This window comes from Pseudarthrobacter sp. As-47 (assembly GCF_058215595.1).
In genome coordinates, this window is sequence record NZ_CM177088.1 from 1,388,162 (window position 1) to 1,404,628 (window position 16,467).

General features: G+C 66.6%; 11 protein-coding genes and 1 tRNA gene. 11 read left to right on the plus strand and 1 reads right to left on the minus strand.

Annotated elements, in window-relative coordinates; all coding sequences use genetic code 11:
• The first annotated feature begins 166 nt into the window (after window positions 1–166).
• From AC4BCK_RS06450 to AC4BCK_RS06465, 4 genes are all read left to right on the plus strand, one after another.
• Window positions 167–1,345 (plus strand): resuscitation-promoting factor, encoded by a 1,179-nt coding sequence (locus tag AC4BCK_RS06450; protein ID WP_174175590.1) that lies wholly within the window; start codon window positions 167–169, stop codon window positions 1,343–1,345.
• A 220-nt stretch (window positions 1,346–1,565) separates the two neighbouring features.
• Window positions 1,566–2,435 carry a 16S rRNA (adenine(1518)-N(6)/adenine(1519)-N(6))-dimethyltransferase RsmA gene (gene rsmA / locus AC4BCK_RS06455; RefSeq protein ID WP_174175592.1) on the plus strand — a complete coding sequence of 290 codons (870 nt, stop codon included), beginning with the start codon at window positions 1,566–1,568 and terminating at the stop codon, window positions 2,433–2,435.
• Entirely contained in the window at window positions 2,432–3,394 is a 963-nt protein-coding gene (locus AC4BCK_RS06460) for a 4-(cytidine 5'-diphospho)-2-C-methyl-D-erythritol kinase (RefSeq protein ID WP_490566756.1), read from the plus strand. Before rsmA ends, AC4BCK_RS06460 begins: the two co-directional genes overlap by 4 nt.
• A gap of 40 nt (window positions 3,395–3,434) precedes the next feature.
• On the plus strand, window positions 3,435–5,264 hold the full coding sequence (locus tag AC4BCK_RS06465; RefSeq protein ID WP_174175596.1) for an ABC-F family ATP-binding cassette domain-containing protein: 1,830 nt from the start codon (window positions 3,435–3,437) through the stop codon (window positions 5,262–5,264).
• Window positions 5,265–5,496: 232 nt separating this feature from the next.
• On the opposite strand, the gene AC4BCK_RS06470 is transcribed toward AC4BCK_RS06465, so the two are convergent.
• Window positions 5,497–6,123 (minus strand): TetR/AcrR family transcriptional regulator, encoded by a 627-nt coding sequence (locus tag AC4BCK_RS06470; RefSeq protein ID WP_490566757.1) that lies wholly within the window; start codon window positions 6,121–6,123, stop codon window positions 5,497–5,499.
• 166 nt (window positions 6,124–6,289) lie between these two features.
• Here AC4BCK_RS06470 and AC4BCK_RS06475 point away from each other — a divergent pair.
• The 7 genes from AC4BCK_RS06475 (at window position 6,290) to AC4BCK_RS06505 (ending at window position 15,996) form a co-directional block, all read left to right on the plus strand.
• Window positions 6,290–6,361, plus strand: a tRNA-Gln gene (locus tag AC4BCK_RS06475).
• Between the two features lie 101 nt (window positions 6,362–6,462).
• Window positions 6,463–7,947, plus strand: a complete 1,485-nt coding sequence (gene glmU / locus AC4BCK_RS06480) for a bifunctional UDP-N-acetylglucosamine diphosphorylase/glucosamine-1-phosphate N-acetyltransferase GlmU (RefSeq protein ID WP_400634151.1) — start codon at window positions 6,463–6,465, stop codon at window positions 7,945–7,947.
• The gene (locus AC4BCK_RS06485; RefSeq protein WP_104185336.1) at window positions 7,944–8,924 is read left to right on the plus strand and encodes a ribose-phosphate diphosphokinase; all 981 of its coding nucleotides are present in this window, start codon (window positions 7,944–7,946) and stop codon (window positions 8,922–8,924) included. The genes glmU and AC4BCK_RS06485 overlap by 4 nt, the downstream gene beginning before the upstream one ends.
• Before the next feature lie 243 nt (window positions 8,925–9,167).
• Window positions 9,168–9,788 carry a 50S ribosomal protein L25/general stress protein Ctc gene (locus AC4BCK_RS06490; protein WP_174175602.1) on the plus strand — a complete coding sequence of 207 codons (621 nt, stop codon included), beginning with the start codon at window positions 9,168–9,170 and terminating at the stop codon, window positions 9,786–9,788.
• Window positions 9,789–9,899: 111 nt separating this feature from the next.
• Window positions 9,900–10,490 (plus strand): aminoacyl-tRNA hydrolase, encoded by a 591-nt coding sequence (pth, locus tag AC4BCK_RS06495; RefSeq protein WP_174175604.1) that lies wholly within the window; start codon window positions 9,900–9,902, stop codon window positions 10,488–10,490.
• A 123-nt stretch (window positions 10,491–10,613) separates the two neighbouring features.
• A complete protein-coding gene (locus AC4BCK_RS06500) occupies window positions 10,614–13,349 on the plus strand; it encodes a LuxR family transcriptional regulator (RefSeq protein ID WP_251422478.1) in 2,736 nt (911 codons plus the stop codon).
• Window positions 13,350–13,455: 106 nt separating this feature from the next.
• On the plus strand, window positions 13,456–15,996 hold the full coding sequence (locus AC4BCK_RS06505; RefSeq protein WP_490566758.1) for a LuxR C-terminal-related transcriptional regulator: 2,541 nt from the start codon (window positions 13,456–13,458) through the stop codon (window positions 15,994–15,996).
• Window positions 15,997–16,467 lie beyond the last annotated feature (471 nt).

Below are 16,467 nucleotides of genomic sequence, written 5' to 3' on the forward strand. Positions count from 1 at the left end.
GGTAATTTCACTTCTTTCCGCAGCAGGATTGCCGGGCTTTGTCCCGCGTGCCGGTTGTGCGGAGTGTGGCGGCGCAACGGTGCCCGGACTGCCATCTTCAGGCGGTGCCGGGCCTTTTATTGCGCGATTTCCCCGTGCCCGGAAGGACCTAAAGTTACGGGCAAACGTGAGCAAGTTCTTCACATCGGACGGCAAGTTCAGCTTCGTCAAAGTTGGTGCCCAGCTTCTGGTGCTCTGCGCGCTCGTGGTGGGCCTCGTAGCCTTCGTGGGCAATAACAAAACCATCACGCTCAACGTCGACGGCAAGGTCTCGTCCGTGCAGACGTTCGGCGGAACCGTGGGGCAGGTGGTCAAGAGCGCCAACCTGGAGCTGAACCCTGCCGACCGCGTGTCGCCGTCGGTTGATGCCTCGGTCCAGAACGGCACCGTGATCAACGTCAACAAGGCGAAGGAAGTCAAGGTCAGCCTCGACGGTTCCGAGAAGACGGTCAATACCACCGCCCAGGACGTCGCCGGACTGGTGACTGAACTCGGCGTCGCCAGCGCTTCGTCGGTTTCCGCCCCCAAGGACGCCCAGCTTTCCGTCGCCGGTTCCTACGTCTCGATCTCCACCCCCAAGACCGTCAGCCTTGTTGCGGACGGCAAGGTGGACACCGCAACCACCACGGCGGCCACGGTGGGCAAGGTCCTTGAAGACGCCGGCCTGGTGCTGGGTGCCAACGACCGCTCCTCGCAGCCGGTCAACGCCCATGTGGTCAACAACATGGTGATCAAGGTGTCGCGCGTTGACACCGGCCAGACCGCCGTCGCCACCGAGGACGTACCGTTCGAGACCGTCACGAGCGAAAGCGGCGAGCTGCTCAAGGGTGAGAAGGAAGTTACCCAGAAGGGTGCCGCCGGAAAGCTCGAGAAGACCTACAAGCTCGTGCTGGTGGATGGCCGGGAAGCCTCGCGCACCCTGGTGTCGGAAACAGTAGCTGTCCAGCCCGTGCCTGAGAAGGTCACCGTCGGCACCAAACCGAAGCCCGTTGCCCAGGCTGCCCCCGCAGCAAGTGCTCCCGCTGCAGGCGCCAACACCGGTGCCGCTGCTCCGGCCATGATGAATGAAGCCATGTGGGACAAGATCGCCCAGTGCGAGTCCACCGGAAACTGGAGCATCAACTCCGGCAACGGCTATTACGGCGGCCTCCAGTTCGACATCCGGACCTGGATCGGCGCCGGCGGCGGGGCCTACGCTCCCAACGCCAGCCTTGCCACCAAGGCCCAGCAGATCGACATTGCCAACCGCGTGTACGCGCAGCGCGGCCTTCAGCCATGGGGCTGCGGCTGGGCTGCCACCAGCTGACCTCCACGATTGCGTGCCCGTCAGGGCGCTGCGGCCGGGCACGGACCTCCGTGCCCGGCCGCAGCCTTTTAACCGGTCCTTGAGCCCGGCCGTCCGCCGCGGCTGGTTCCCTGGCCCCTGTTCCGCCCGCTTTCTCCACCTCTGCATCGCGGCTTCTTCCTGTTTCTCCCCTGCTCCTTCCGTGCGGGGCGGTGTGCACGGCGCGGGATAGGATACCTAGGTGACTGAACCAATCCCCGCGCCCGCACCGCTCTTTGGTGCATCCGACATACGCCGGCTCGCGGAGGAAATCGGAATCCGCCCCACCAAGACCCTCGGCCAGAACTTTGTGATTGACGGAAACACCATCCGCAGGATCGTGGCCGCCGCGGACATCGGACCGGACGAGACGGTGCTGGAAGTGGGCCCGGGGCTGGGATCCCTGACCTTGGGACTGCTCGATGCCGCCGCATCCGTGGTGGCAGTGGAAATCGACCCCGTGCTGGCCGCCAAGCTCCCGGCAACGGTCGACCAGTGGCGGCCGTCCGCTGCAGCCCGCTTCCACCTGGTGCACGCCGATGCCATGAAAGTCACGGAGCTCCCCGTACAGCCCACCGCGCTGGTGGCCAACCTGCCCTACAACGTCGCGGTGCCGGTGGTGCTCCACCTGCTGCAGCATTTCCCCAGCCTTCAGCACGGGCTCGTGATGGTCCAGGACGAGGTGGCTGACCGGCTCGCCGCAGGCCCCGGATCCAAAACCTACGGGGTGCCGTCCGTCAAAGCCGCCTGGTACAGCCAGATGCGCAAAGCCGGCGTCATTGGAATGAACGTCTTCTGGCCTGCGCCGAAGATCCACTCCGGGCTGGTGGCGTTTACCCGCCGCGAGCCTCCCGCCACCACCGCAACCCGTGAACAGGTCTTCGCCGTGGTGGACGCCGCCTTCGCCCAGCGCCGCAAGACCCTGAGGGCTGCCCTTGCCGGGTGGGCGGGCGGCGCACCGGAAGCGGAGCGCTGCCTGGTTGCTGCCGGCGTCGACCCCACTGCCAGGGGTGAGGTCATAGACATCCACGCCTTCGCCAGAATCGCAGAAGCCAAGCAGGCGTTGGCATGAACGCCCTGCCAGGCCGGTTCGCCGCCAGGACCGTCCGCGTCAAAGCCCCCGGCAAAGTCAACGTCTCCCTCGAGGTAGGTCCGCTCCGCCCCGACGGCTACCACTCCGTCGCAAGCGTGTACCTCGCCGTGTCCCTCTACGAGGAGGTCGCGGCCACCAGCACCGAGGCGCCCGGGATCACCGTCAGCCTGAACCGGGCCAGCACCGTTGACCTTGATGCCGCCGACATTCCCCTGGACGGAAACAACCTTGCCTACAAGGCCGCAGCCATCATGGCGGACGTTTCCGAACGCCCTACCGGGGTCCACCTGGAGATCACCAAGCGGGTCCCCGTGGCCGGCGGCATGGGTGGCGGGTCGGCTGATGCTGCGGCAACCCTCCTGGCGTGCGACGCACTGTGGAACAGCGGCCTGTCGCGGGAAGAACTCGCGCACCTTGCCGCGGAACTGGGCGCCGATGTCCCGTTTTCCCTCCTGGGCGGGACGGCGGTAGGGCTGGGGGTGGGCGACGAACTCTCACCGGCGTTGGCGAAGGCGCAGACCCACTGGGTCCTTGTCACGGCAGATTACGGACTTCCCACTCCCGAGGTTTACAGGACCCTGGACCGCATGAGGGAAGCCGGCGGCATCCAGGCGGCCGAACCCACCGGGGTTGATCCCAAGATCTTCACCGCCCTTCGCGGCGGAGACGCCGAAGCGCTGGGCCGGGTCCTGGTCAACGACCTCCAGCGGGCATCCATTGAACTGGCGCCCGCCCTGCGCGATACGCTGGGTATCGGGGAATCGCACGGAGCCATCGCGGGGATTGTCTCGGGATCGGGGCCCACCGTGGCCCTCCTGGCCGATGACTCAGTGGCGGCGGAAGGCCTGGCCGCGGACCTGCGGCATTACGGACTGACAGCCCTCGCCGTCCACGGCCCGGTGCCGGGCGCGCGCATCATCTCCGACACCCACCTCTAAGTCTTACAGTCCCTCCCTCAGCAGCAGAAAGCAGTTCCTTGTGGCACACCTTCTTGGCGGCGAGAACCTGACGGTCTCCTACGCAACACGCACCGTCCTGGACGGCATCACCCTGGGACTCGAGGAGGGTGACAGGATCGGCATGGTGGGCCGCAACGGTGACGGCAAGTCCACCTTGATGCGCCTGCTGGCCCTGCGTGCCACCCCGGATTCCGGCCGCGTCACCAAGCGGGGCGACGTCAACGTGGGTTACCTGGACCAAAGCGACGTGCTCGACGGCGACCTGACGGTGGGTGCCGCGATCGTGGGGGACCAGGCGGACTACGAATGGGCCCGCAATCCCCAGATCCGCGAAGTCATGGGCGGGCTCGTGTCCGACGTCGACTGGCACGCAAACGTCCACGCGCTCTCCGGCGGGCAGAAGCGGCGCGTGGCCCTGGCCAAACTCCTGATCGAGGACCACGACGTCATCATGCTCGATGAGCCCACCAACCACCTCGACGTCGAGGGTGTGGCGTGGCTGTCCAGGCACCTGAAGACCCGGTGGCGCGCCAACCAGGGCGCATTCCTGGTGGTCACCCACGACCGGTGGTTCCTCGATGAGGTCTGTAACAAAACGTGGGAAGTCCACGACGGCATCGTCGACCCCTTCGAAGGCGGCTACGCGGCCTACGTGCTTGCGCGCGCAGAGCGCGACCGCTCTGCATCGGTCATGGAAGGCAAGCGGCAGCAGCTGGTCAAGAAGGAGCTGGCCTGGCTCCGCCGCGGTGCTCCTGCCCGGACGGCAAAGCCGAAGTTCCGCATCGAGGCCGCCAACGCCCTCATCGCCGACGTGCCCGCCCCGCGCGACTCGATGGCCCTCAGCAAGATGGCCACCGCACGCCAGGGCAAGGACGTGCTGGACCTGGAAAACGTCTCCCTCGACTTCCAGGGCGCCGAGGACGGGCGGAAGCTCTTTGACAACATCACCCTCCGGCTGGCTCCAGGTGAACGCCTGGGACTGGTGGGCGTCAACGGCGCCGGCAAAACCACCCTGCTGAAACTCCTCAACGGAGAGATCACCCCCGACGCCGGGAAGGTCAAGCGGGGCAAAACCGTGGTCACCGCAGTCCTCAGCCAGGAGGTCAAGGAGCTCGACGACGTCGCGGACCTGCGCGTCATCGAGGTCATCGAGCGCGAAAAGCGTTCCTTCAATGTTGGCGGCAAGGAGTTCAGCGCCGGCCAGCTGGTGGAACAGCTTGGCTTCACCAATGAGAAGCAGTGGACCCCCGTCAAGGACCTCTCCGGCGGAGAGCGGCGCCGCCTGCAGCTCCTGCGGCTGCTGGTGGGGGAGCCCAACGTCCTGATGCTGGACGAACCCACCAACGACCTGGACACGGACACCCTCGCTGCCGTCGAGGACGTGCTGGACGGCTGGCCGGGAACGCTGGTAGTGGTCAGCCACGACCGCTACCTCCTGGAGCGCGTCACCGACCACCAGATGGCGCTCCTCGGCGACGGAAAGCTCCGCGGACTGCCGGGCGGCGTGGACCAGTACCTCGAGCTGCGTGAGTCCGCCCTGGCAGGGTCCACTGTGACCGGCGGCGGCAACCCCGTCACCAGCGCCGGTTCCGCGCCGGCAGCCGCAGCTCCCTCCGGCGCCTCCGAGGCCGAAAAGCGCGACGCCCGCAAAGCGAAGAACCGCATCGAGCGGCAGCTGGGCAAGCTCGAACAGCAGGAAAAGAAAGTCCACGACCAGATGGTCAAGAGCACCGAGCAGTCGGACTTCGACGCCCTGGCCGAACAGAACAAGAAACTCAAGGACCTCGCAGGGGAACGCGAAGCCCTCGAACTCGAATGGCTTGAGGCTTTGGAAGTCCTCGGCGAGTAGCCCCGTTCTGGGCGCCGGAGGCGGCCCTTCGGCGTCCGCCCGGCTTGGGTGCCACAGCTGGCCCTTCCGCGTCCGCCCGGCTTGGGTGCCGGAGCCGGGCCCTTCGACGTCGCTCAGCGACCGATGGGCCCTTTTGGCCCGTGTCTAAGCGACGGCGAAGGTCTCCTGCACCGTGAAGGTGACCGGAACGGTGGCGCCGCGAAGGTAACCGCACCGCGTAGGTGATCGGAAACTAACCCTCGGACATGAGTTCCGGGTCCCTTTTGAGGCCGGTCAGGCCGTTCCAGGCGAGGTTGACCAGGTGCGCGGCGACGGTGTGCTTGTCCGGTTGGCGGCTGTCCTGCCACCATTGGCCGGTCATGGCCACCATTCCCACAAGCATCTGGGCGTACATGGCGCCGTCCTCGCCGCTGAGGCCGCGGCGCGAGAATTCGTCGGAGAGGATGTGCTCCACGCGGGCGGTGACGTGGGAGAGCAGCGTGGAAAAGGCACCCTCAGGCTGCGACGGCGGTGCGTCCCGCATCAGGATCCGGAACCCTTCCGTGCGGTCCTCGATGTAGGTCAGCAGTGCGAGGGCTGCCCGTTCCACCAGGACCCTGGGTTTTGCCTCCTCGGTCAGCGCGGCATTAATGACATCGAGAAGGAGCCGGAACTCGTGGTCCACCACCTGGGTGTACAGGCCTTCCTTGGAACCGAAGTGCTCATAGATCACCGGCTTGGACACCCCGGCGCACGCCGCGATTTCCTCGATGGTGGTCCCGTCAAGGCCCCTGGCGGCGAAAAGTCCGCGTCCGACGTCGATCAGCTGGCTCCGCCGCTGCAGGCCGGTCATGCGTGTCCGCGGAGGGTTGTTGCTCACATTTCCATCATGCACCACCTGTCACGGGCAAGCCTGCAGCGCGACGGCGGGCGGACCGCGGGACGCGAAACCGGAGGGCCGGGCCGGCGGGACCGCCCCGTGTCGCGCAGCGCCCCGAACCCGTGGCAAAATAACTACTTGTGCCCGGCCGCGCGCCACGGCACGGTCCGCTCTGGTGTAATGGCAGCACCCCGGCCTTTGGAGCCGTGGAGTATAGGTTCGAATCCTATGGGCGGAACTGCTGCGCGTGGAGCGTTCAGTAGGATGACATTCGGTGCCGCCCGCATTGCGGCCGGACACCGTCAGCGCCAGCGTAACCCAAGCAAGGAGAGCCCGTACGTGATCCCCGAGAACACCGGCCCGGCCGCAGTAATCGTCCTGGCGGCAGGCGCCGGTACCCGGATGAAGTCGCGTACCCCCAAGATCCTGCATGAGATCGGCGGCAGGTCCATGGTGGGCCATGCACTGCTGGCGGCCCGCAGCATCAACCCCCGCCGGCTTGCCATCGTGGTCCGCCATGAACGCGACCTCGTGGCCCGCCACCTCGAGGATGTTGATCCGGCGGCCGTGATCGTGGACCAGGACGACATTCCGGGAACCGGCCGTGCCGTGGAAGTCGCCCTCCAGGCCCTCGACGCTGGCCAGCACCTGACGGGCACCGTGGTGGTGACCTACGGCGACGTGCCGCTGCTCTCCGGTGAGCTGCTTGCTGAACTCGTGGCCACCCACGAGCGCGAGGCCAACGCCGTGACCGTGCTGACGGCCGTCCTGGACGACGCCACGGGCTATGGCAGGATCCTCCGCGGGGAGGATGGAACGGTCACCGGCATCCGTGAGCACAAGGACTCCTCAGAGGCGGAGCGGCTCATCCGCGAGGTCAATTCCGGCATTTACGCCTTCGACGCAGCAGTCCTCCGCGACGCCCTGGCCCACGTGACCACGGATAATTCACAGGGCGAGAAGTACCTGACAGACGTCCTGAGCCTGGCTCGCGAGTCGGGCGGCCGGGTGGCCGCCGTCGTCACTGCCGACCGCTGGCAGGTGGAAGGCGCCAACGACCGCGTCCAGCTCTCTGCCCTTGGCGCCGAGCTGAACCGCCGCACCGTCGAGGCCTGGATGCGTGCCGGCGTCACGGTCGTGGATCCCGCCACCACCTGGATCGACTCATCGGTGACGCTGGACGAGGATGTCCGCATCCTCCCCAATACGCAGCTTCACGGTGCCACCACCGTGGCGAGGGACGCCGTCGTCGGACCTGATACCACCCTGACGGACGTCACCATCGGCGAGGGCGCCACGGTGACCCGCACCCATGGCTCCGGGGCCGTCATCGGCGCCCGGGCCGCCGTCGGGCCCTTCACCTTTCTACGCCCCGGAACGGTGCTCGGTGAGACCGGCAAGATCGGCGCCTTCTACGAAACCAAGAACGTTACCATCGGCCGCGGCTCCAAGCTGTCGCACCTCGGATACGCCGGTGACGCCGAAATCGGCGAGGACACCAACATCGGCTGCGGAAACATCACGGCAAATTACGACGGCGAGAAGAAGCACCGCACGGTCATCGGCTCGGGCGTCCGCACGGGCTCCAACACAGTCTTTGTTGCCCCGGTCACCGTGGGGGACGGCGCCTACAGCGGCGCCGGCGCGGTGATCCGCAAGGACGTGCCCGCGGGAGCGCTCGTGCTGACCGTCGCAGCGCAGCGCAACACCGAGGGGTGGGTGGCGGCGAACCGCCCCGGAACCCGCTCCGCTGAACTGGCCCAGGCAGCCACCAAAGATTCCTCAAGTACCCCGGCATCTACAGAAGAGGGCAACCAACCATGAGCGAAATTACGGCGCGCGGCGAAAAGAAGCTGGTGCTCGCCACCGGGCGGGCCCACCCCGAGCTTGCCCGGGAAATCGCCAAGGAACTGGGAACCGAGCTGCTGCCGGTGGACGCGTATGACTTCGCCAACGGCGAGATCTACGTCCGGGCCGGCGAGAGCGTCCGCGGCACCGATGCCTTTGTCATCCAGGCCCACCCGGCACCCCTGAACAACTGGCTGATGGAACAGCTGATCATGATCGACTCGCTGAAGCGCGCCTCCGCCAAGCGCATCACGGTGGTCTCGCCGTTCTATCCCTACGCCCGCCAGGACAAGAAGGGACGCGGCCGCGAACCCATTTCGGCCCGGCTGGTTGCGGACCTGTACAAGACTGCAGGCGCGGACCGCATCATGAGCGTGGACCTGCACACCTCGCAGATCCAGGGTTTCTTCGACGGCCCGGTGGACCACCTCATGGCTATCCCGCTCCTCGCCGACTACATCCGCACCCGGGTGGACGCCGAGAACGTCACCGTCGTCTCCCCGGACACCGGACGCGTCCGGGTGGCGGAGCAGTGGGCAGAGCGGCTGGGCGGCGCGCCGCTCGCGTTCGTACACAAGATGCGTGACCTCACCGTGCCCAACCAGGCTGTTTCCAAGACGGTGGTGGGCCAGATCGAGGGCCGCACCTGCGTTCTGATCGACGACATGATCGACACCGGCGGAACTATTTCCGGTGCCGTCCAGGTGCTGAAGAACGCCGGGGCAAAGGACGTCATCATCGCGGCCACCCACGCGGTCTTCTCCGATCCCGCCGCCAAGCGCCTCTCGGAGTCCGGCGCCCGCGAGGTAGTGGTCACCAATACCCTTCCGCTCACCGGATCCCAGCGGTTCCCACAGCTGACGGTGCTCTCCATCGCGCCCTTGATCGCCCGCGCCGTTCGTGAAGTTTTCGACGACGGTTCGGTCACCAGCCTCTTCGACGGCAACGCCTAAGGCACGCCCACCAGCGCCGGTCCCGTTTTCCGTAAAAGCGACCGGCGCTGGTAGGCTTGTCAGCGATACCTTGGCGAGGGAGAGCGCCGGTCACCGTTTACGCGGTCACCGGAGTGCAGGTCTCCGTTATCGACTGGGTCTGAATCTCCCTTCAAGATGGGCATGGCTCCGGCCGCCTGGCGTTGAAGGTCGCGACAGACCTCCGCCCTTGCTGAACACCGTTTAGTTTTCAAGGAGATTTCCATGTCTGAGCAGAAGCTCGCAGCAGAAGTACGCACCGAATTCGGCAAGGGCTACGCCCGCCGCGCCCGGATGGCCAACCTGATCCCCGCCGTCATCTACGGCCACGGCGCAGAGCCCATCCACATCACCTTGCCGGCAAAGGCAACCACCCTGGCTGTCCGCACCGCCAACGCCCTGCTGTCCCTGGACATCAACGGTGAAGGCCACCTGGCCCTGGTGAAGGACGTCCAGCGCGATCCCATCAAGCAGATCATCGAGCACATCGACCTCCTGACCGTCCGCCAGGGCGAAAAGGTCACGGTTGACGTTCCCGTCCACGTTTCCGGTGAAACCGCGCCCGGCACCGTGCACAACCTGGAGCTCACCGTCGTGTCCCTCGAAGCTGAGGCCACCCACCTGCCTGAGGCCGTTGAGGTCAGCATCGAAGGCCGCGCAGCCGGCGAGCACATCCACGCTTCCGACCTGGTGCTGCCGAAGGGCTCCGTTCTGCTCACCGACGCCGAGGCACTCGTGGTGAACATCTCGGAAGCTGTCGAGATCGCCGAGGAAGAAGCCGGCGAGGGCACCGAAGCCGCCTCCGAAGAGGCTCCTGCAGCCTCCGAGGAAGCAGCAGCCGAGTAATCAGCAGCATTCCCCGCCAGTGGCCGGACTCCTGTGGGGGTCCGGCCACTTGCATGTCCGCTGCTCTTCACCGGCGCCGGACGCGGCAAACCCCCACCCTAGGATTGATTCATGACTGATACCTGGCTCATCATTGGCCTCGGAAACCCGGGAGCGCAGTACCAAGGCAACAGGCACAATGTCGGCCAGATGGTGCTCGACGAACTCGCGGCCCGGATGGGTGCCGGTTTCAAGAGCCACAAGTCACGGGCCCAGGTGCTCGAAGGACGCCTGGGTATTGGCGGACCCCGCGTGGTGCTGGCAAAACCGATGACCTACATGAATGTTTCCGGCGGCCCCGCCGCCGCGCTGGCGAACTTCTACGGCATCGCCCCTGACCATGTGGTGGCAGTCCATGACGAAATCGACATCCCGTTCAATACGGTAAAGCTCAAGATCGGCGGGGGAGAGGGCGGCCACAACGGATTGCGGGACATCTCCAAGGCCCTGGCCACCAAGGACTACCTCCGCGTCCGGGTAGGCGTGGGACGGCCGCCCGGGCGCATGGAAACGGCCGACTATGTCCTGCGCGACTTCGGCACTGCCGAGCTCAAGGAACTCCCCTTCCTGCTGGACGAAGCAGCGGACGCAGTGGAGATCCTCGTGCGCGATGGCCTGACCGCGGCGCAGCAGAAGTTCCACCCCGCAAAGTCCGAACGCTAGCAACATGAAAACTTAAAGGCCCTTTGCCCTGTCTCGTTGTCTGTGCCCCGGGGTAGTCTTCTTCCTATGCGGGGGAGCAATGGGGCTACATCCCGCTATCGCGGGGATGTAGGGGAAAAGTTCATGTCAATCGAGCCACTCAGCTGGGGACGTGGGTCAACACCTCACGACGTTGGGCTGACCAGGGATGCCTCCGGCAAGCGGGAGGGCCAGCTGTGGTCTGCCCCTGCCCGCGGCGCAAACCTCGAAGCTGTCCGCACCGCCCTCACCAGCGCCGATTCCCTCGGCGTGGTCATCACCGGTGGCCGCGGCGTGGGGAAGTCCTCGCTTGCGCGGGCGGCGGTCATGGACCTGGGCCCGGACGTGTGGTCACTGCAGCTCCGCAGCGGTCCGGCCGGTTCCACCACGCCTTACGGCTGCCTTTCCTTCCTCCTGGCCCGGCTGCCGCAGGCCTACATGGGCTCTCCCACGGCAATACTCCGCGGCATCACCTCCCTGATCCGCAGCGATGCGGCCGGCCGGCCCTGCGTGATCACCCTGGACACTTCCGGAAGCATTGACGAGATGAGCGCGGGGGTACTGCTGAACGTACTCCTGACCGGCACGGCGAAGATCATTGCCGTGGCGCCCAAGATCAGCGACCTGCCGGCGGATTTCCACTGGCTGTTGACGGACCGGCGCCTCGCCGAAGTCCGGCTCAGCAACCTCAACGAGCTGCAGACCCGCCAGGTCCTGTTGTCCCTCCTGGGCCACCGGGTCTCGGCTTCCCTGGTCAGCACCTACCACCACATGGTGGGCGGCAACCCGCTGCTGCTGAAGGCGCTCGTCACCGAACAGCAACTGTCCGGGAACCTCGTCCTGTCCGACTCCGTCTGGACGCTGCGGGACAAAGTGGTGCTCGATGGCGCGGCCAGCCTCGACGACATCGTCCGGTCCCGCTGGTCCAGGGAGACGCCCGAAACGCGGGAAGTCATCGAGATGCTGTCCTGCGCGCGCCGGGTTGAACTCTCAAGGCTTACCGCCATCTACAGGGCCGACGTGGTGGCGGACATGGAAGACGGCGGATTGCTGGAGATTGACGCCTCGGACCACCGCTGGGTGTCGCTGCGCGAAAAGTACATTGGGGATGTGGTTCGCACCTGGTTGAGCATTGCCCGGCGCAGGGAGCTGCGGAGCGTGCTCCTGGGCGGCACGGAACCCGATCCTGCCGGGATGACGGTTGAGGAACTGATGGCTTTCGCCGCCTGGACCCACGAGTGCGAGGCGGACCTGAGTCCCGCCCTGGCACTCGCGGCTGCCGACGCCGCGGTCCAGCTGTTTGATCCACGGTTCGCCCTGACCTACGCGGAGATGCTTCGCCGGACCGATGGGGAATGGGTGGCCGGCCAGCGCCAGAAAGCCGCCGCCTACCTCCAGCTGGACATGCCCGTCCAGGCCATGGCCGCACTTGAAGACATCTCGCAGCCGGAGCTGGACGGGCTCGATGTCGAGGAGTACGCCCACGTCATAGCTGCCAAGTCACACGTGATGATGTGGCTTCCGGACGCAGCTGCCAGGGTGCCGGACCTGCTGGCGGAAGCCCGGCAGCGGCTCGAGCAGGCACCGAACCGCACGGGGTGGCCCGGGCCTGCTGCTGCGGCGGCGAACCGGGTGGAGCTGACCGAGTTCGAGTACGGTGCCTTCGTGGGCGACTACGCCGCCATCATCCCCGCCCTTGAAAAAGCTTCCGATCCGGCGCTGAACCCGGATACCGGGCACCGCATGAATGCTGCCATCCTGCTGATGACCGCGCTGGCCATGACGGGGCGGGAAATGGATGCGCTCAGCGTCATGCGGCAGTTGGGGGGCCAGATCAGTGATGCCTCCCATATCGTCGGCCTGCGCGAGCGGTACACCAAGGAGGCCTACCTGGTGCTGCTGATCGCGGGGCAGTGGCGTCGGTGCATCGACCTCCTGGGTCCACAGGCCACGGACGAGCCGCACAGCCTTCCCTTCCGGAGCGCCGCAACGGAGCTGGCGGCCGGCATCGCCTATGTCTACTCGGGCCGTGGCGCCGCTGCCCTGGACCCCCTGATCTCCGCGGCAGCACAGTTGGAGCTCCAACCCGTCCAGGCGGCCCTGCGCTGCGCGTACGCAGCCATTGCGCTGGCCCATGCCCAGACCGGCAACGCTGCGCAGGCACGCAAATACCTGGGCAAGCTGCAGAGGACGTCCGGAAAGTCCAGCTTCATTGCCGAGAGCATGGCGGAATTCTGCGCCCTCGTGGCCGGCCGCTGGCTCGGCGATCCCGACGCCGTTGCCGGGCTCAAGCAGTCTGCCCGCAGGGACATGGACGCAGGGCGCTTCACGCTGGCGGGGATCAACCTTCTCGCGGCCACCGTGAACGGCAGTGACGCGGACTTCCGCCTGTTGGAGGAGATTGCGGGCCACCGCCAGGGGCCGCTGGCAGAAATCTCACGGCTGATCGCCGTCGGGACCAGGACCAAGGACGCCAAGACCCTCCTCGCGGGCGGCGAGCTTGCCGCCACCCTGGAGCTGGATGCCGTGGAAGCACGGTGCATGGCCCTTGCGGTGGATTTCGCACGCCAGGACGGCGATTCGCTCACGGCACGGACAGCCCAGGCCCGGCTCGATATCCTAGCCGCCACCGTGGCCAACCTTCCCATCGTGCCCAGCAGCGGAAGCCCGCTGCTGACCAGCAGGGAACGCCAGATCGCCCGGCTGGCAGGGCGCGGCGCCTCCAACCGTGACATCGCCCTGGAGATGGGCGTCTCAGTCCGTACCGTGGAAGGCCACCTCTACCAGGTCTTCACCAAACTCGGCGTAACTTCCAGGGGTGATCTGACTGGACTCGTCTAACGGGCACAAGCCCAACACCGCGCAGCGTTTCCTCACAGGGCGGAAAGAGCCGCTGGACCGGATCTGCAACATTGTCCGGAACCGCACCAGCCAGGCGGTTTTTATCATGGCGGGCCCCGGCATTGGAAAGTCGTCCCTCACCGAGGCCATTTCCGAGCGCCTTACGGGGGAAATGAACGTGCTGCAGATGCATGGCAGTTCCGCCCTCGCCGCGGTCCCGTTCGGTGTCCTGACCCCCTATACCGGTGACCTGTCTGCCGAGGATTCGGTCTCTCCTGTCGCCGTCCTGCGGTCCATGTGGAGCTATTTCGAGGAAGTGAAGGCCGGCAACGGGGCGCCCGTCCTGCTCATCGTTGATGATGCGCATTACCTGGACGAGGATTCCGCCGGGGTGGTGGCGGAGCTGATTTCAGCCGGCTGGGCAACGGTGGTGGCGGCGGCAAGGCCGCGGCCAGGCCTGCCGCAGCCACTGGACCAGCTTTGGTATGACGGCCTGGCCGAACGCGTGGACCTGCGGCCACTGAACCGGGAGCAGATCGAGGATGTCCTTGCCCACGTCCTGGATGGCACCGTCCCTGACGCCACCGTGGACGCCGTCTGGAGCGCCTCGGGAGGGAACCCGCGCGTCCTGGATGCACTGCTTCATGATGCCGCGGAGTCCGGGATACTGGCCAAACGGAACGGAATCTGGGTCCTGCTGGGCTCCTTGCCAACGGACGGGGCCCGCCTCACGGCCGTGGTCACCAAGGATCACCTCCGGCGGCGGGCGGAGGAACAGGAAGCCCTGAAAATCATCGCGCTCGCCGGACCTGTGGGCCGGAAAGTGATCGAGGACATTTGCGGGGCGGCAGTTGTCCGCTCCCTGCTGGACCAGCAGATGGTTGTGGAAAACTCCGGTGTCCCCTCTGAACTCACCATCTGGAACGGGCTGTTTGCAAAGGCCATCAGGAACACCATCTCCGTGTCCCGGAGCCTGCAGCTGCTGGAGAAAATCCGGGAGCAGCAGGACCCCGCCAGCCTCCGAGGGGAAGGCCGGCTGCGGTTTGTGGAATGGTCCCTTGAATGCGGCCTGCGGGTATCCGACGCCGACATGCTGGATGCCGCGCGTGAGGCATTGGCCCGCTTCCGGAACCACAGCGCCCGGTCCATCGCTGCCAAGGTGCAGGACCCTGGCCTGGTCCACCTTGCGCACGCCGTTCAGGCGCGCGCCCTGTACAACGAGGGCGCCTACGCAGAGGCTGCAGCGCTGCTTGACGACAGCTGGCTGCAGCTGGCCGGGGACCCCCACGGTACGTCGGTCCTGCTGCTGTGGACGTCCGCCCACCAGGCAACGGGCCGCCCCCTGGCTGACCTGGCAGAGGACGTGCGGGAGCGCCACCAGGAATTGCCGGAGGCAACACGGGCGGGGCAGGAGGAGCTGTTGCAGCTTTTGCAGTCCGGCGCGGACGTCAATGTGCAGGCGCTGTGCAGCCGTGTTGTGGACATCCGGAACCGCAGCTCGCCGGGAAACGCCGGCGAGCCTTTGACGGCCATCGGCGAGGCGCTGCTGGCGCATGCCCTTGCCGCGGCGGGTCGGGCCTCGGAAGGTCTCGACTCCGCGCTCCTTGCCGCGTCCGAGCTGCCAACGCTGGAAGGCGACCTGTTCTTCTATTCCGAGTTCGTCCTGGGGCGGCTGGTCATCGACTACCTTGCCATGGGCGAGTGGGAATCCGCGGAGCGTGAACTCGAGAGCTACGCTTCAGGACATGCTGCCGGGACCGGGACGTTCAACGGCAGCCTGCAGGTGCTGCGCGGCTATTCCATGCTGCGGCAAGGCCGGATGGAACGGGCCTACCAGCTGCTGCTGCCCGCGGTTGAAGCGCTCAGGCTGAGCGATCCACTCCAGCTGTTCCGATTCGGTTCGGCCCTCGGTTTCTACGTCGCCGCACGGCTGGGTGACACCGCCCAGGCAAAGCGGCTGGAACAGGACTGCAAGGATGCGGTGGCAGGAGGCCCCGCCCATGAGTTCCTGGCAGACGCCTACGGTGCCGCCGCGTCAGAGTACCTGGCCCGCGACGGCAAGGGCCTCGCCGCGCTGCACACCCTGGTGACCACCACGGAGGCCTCGTCAAGGGCCGGCACTTTGCTGGAGCTCCTGTCGCTGTGCTGGGACCTGGGAGACGCCTCGGTGATCCCCATGGTGCAGAACGCGGCCCGCGCCGTGGAGGGCCGCTGGGCTGCGGCACTGCTGAAGCTGGCCACTGACTGGGAAGCCGCTGACGGGGATGCCCTGATGGAAACGGCCGCCACGCTGGAGGAATCCGGCTTCGTCAACCTTGCCCGTGAGGCCTATGCCCGTTCCAGCACGGTGCTGGAGCAGGCTGGGGAGCGGCGGCGGTCCAGGCAGGCAGTGGCCCAGCGTGAAAAGTGTGACCACGAACTGGGCGAGCGGTTCCGGGAGGGCCGGTTCATTGCGGCGGCCCCCGCTGTCCATCTCACCCGGCGTGAACAGGACATCGTTGAGCTCGCCGTGCAGGGCCTCACGGACCGCGAGATCGCCCAGCGCCTGATGGTTTCCGTCAGGACTGTGGAGGGCCACCTGTACCGCACCTACGTGAAACTCGGCGTGCGCAGCCGGGACGAGCTGGACTCGGCGCTTCCCAAGTAGCCGGCACAGAGAATACCCCCTCCAGGCTGCTCCAGTGGGCGCGGCCGTGGGTCCCTGTGCCCTTTGGGGGTTGCTCATGGCGCCCTGTCGCGGTTCGACGCATGCCCTGCCGGGTATCCACCCCCGGGTCCCGGTAGTACCCGGTCCCGGAATTCGAGTACTGCCTACTCGTGTACGTCCGGTCCCCGCAGGCTTTACTTTAAAGAGGTGAAGGAAGCGGCCGGTACGCAGGCCGCAAAACCCCGCCTGAGAAGTTCAAGGTCTCGCAAGCTTCCGGTCACGGTGACCGGGCCAGACGGGGCCGGCGACGTCAGAGTCTTCTGAGACCGAGACTCTCCCCCCAGCCGTCGCCGGCCCTCCAATCCGCGGGGCTGAAGCCCGGAGCGGACGTGGCGGCTGCCCCTTCCGGGCGGCCGCCACAGCCGTGCTGTGGGACAATTGAGTGTCATTGGTTGGCATCTCAAGGAGTAC

Excerpts from the sequence above, each read along its gene's own strand:
- AC4BCK_RS06460 (WP_490566756.1), top strand. The coding sequence starts at position 2,432 with ATGAACGCCCTGCCAGGCCGGTTCGCCGCCAGGACCGTCCGCGTCAAA.
- AC4BCK_RS06485 (WP_104185336.1), top strand. The coding sequence starts at position 7,944 with ATGAGCGAAATTACGGCGCGCGGCGAAAAGAAGCTGGTGCTCGCCACC.
- AC4BCK_RS06490 (WP_174175602.1), top strand. The coding sequence starts at position 9,168 with ATGTCTGAGCAGAAGCTCGCAGCAGAAGTACGCACCGAATTCGGCAAG.
- pth (WP_174175604.1), top strand. The coding sequence starts at position 9,900 with ATGACTGATACCTGGCTCATCATTGGCCTCGGAAACCCGGGAGCGCAG.
- AC4BCK_RS06500 (WP_251422478.1), top strand. The coding sequence starts at position 10,614 with ATGTCAATCGAGCCACTCAGCTGGGGACGTGGGTCAACACCTCACGAC.
- AC4BCK_RS06505 (WP_490566758.1), top strand. The coding sequence starts at position 13,456 with ATGGCGGGCCCCGGCATTGGAAAGTCGTCCCTCACCGAGGCCATTTCC.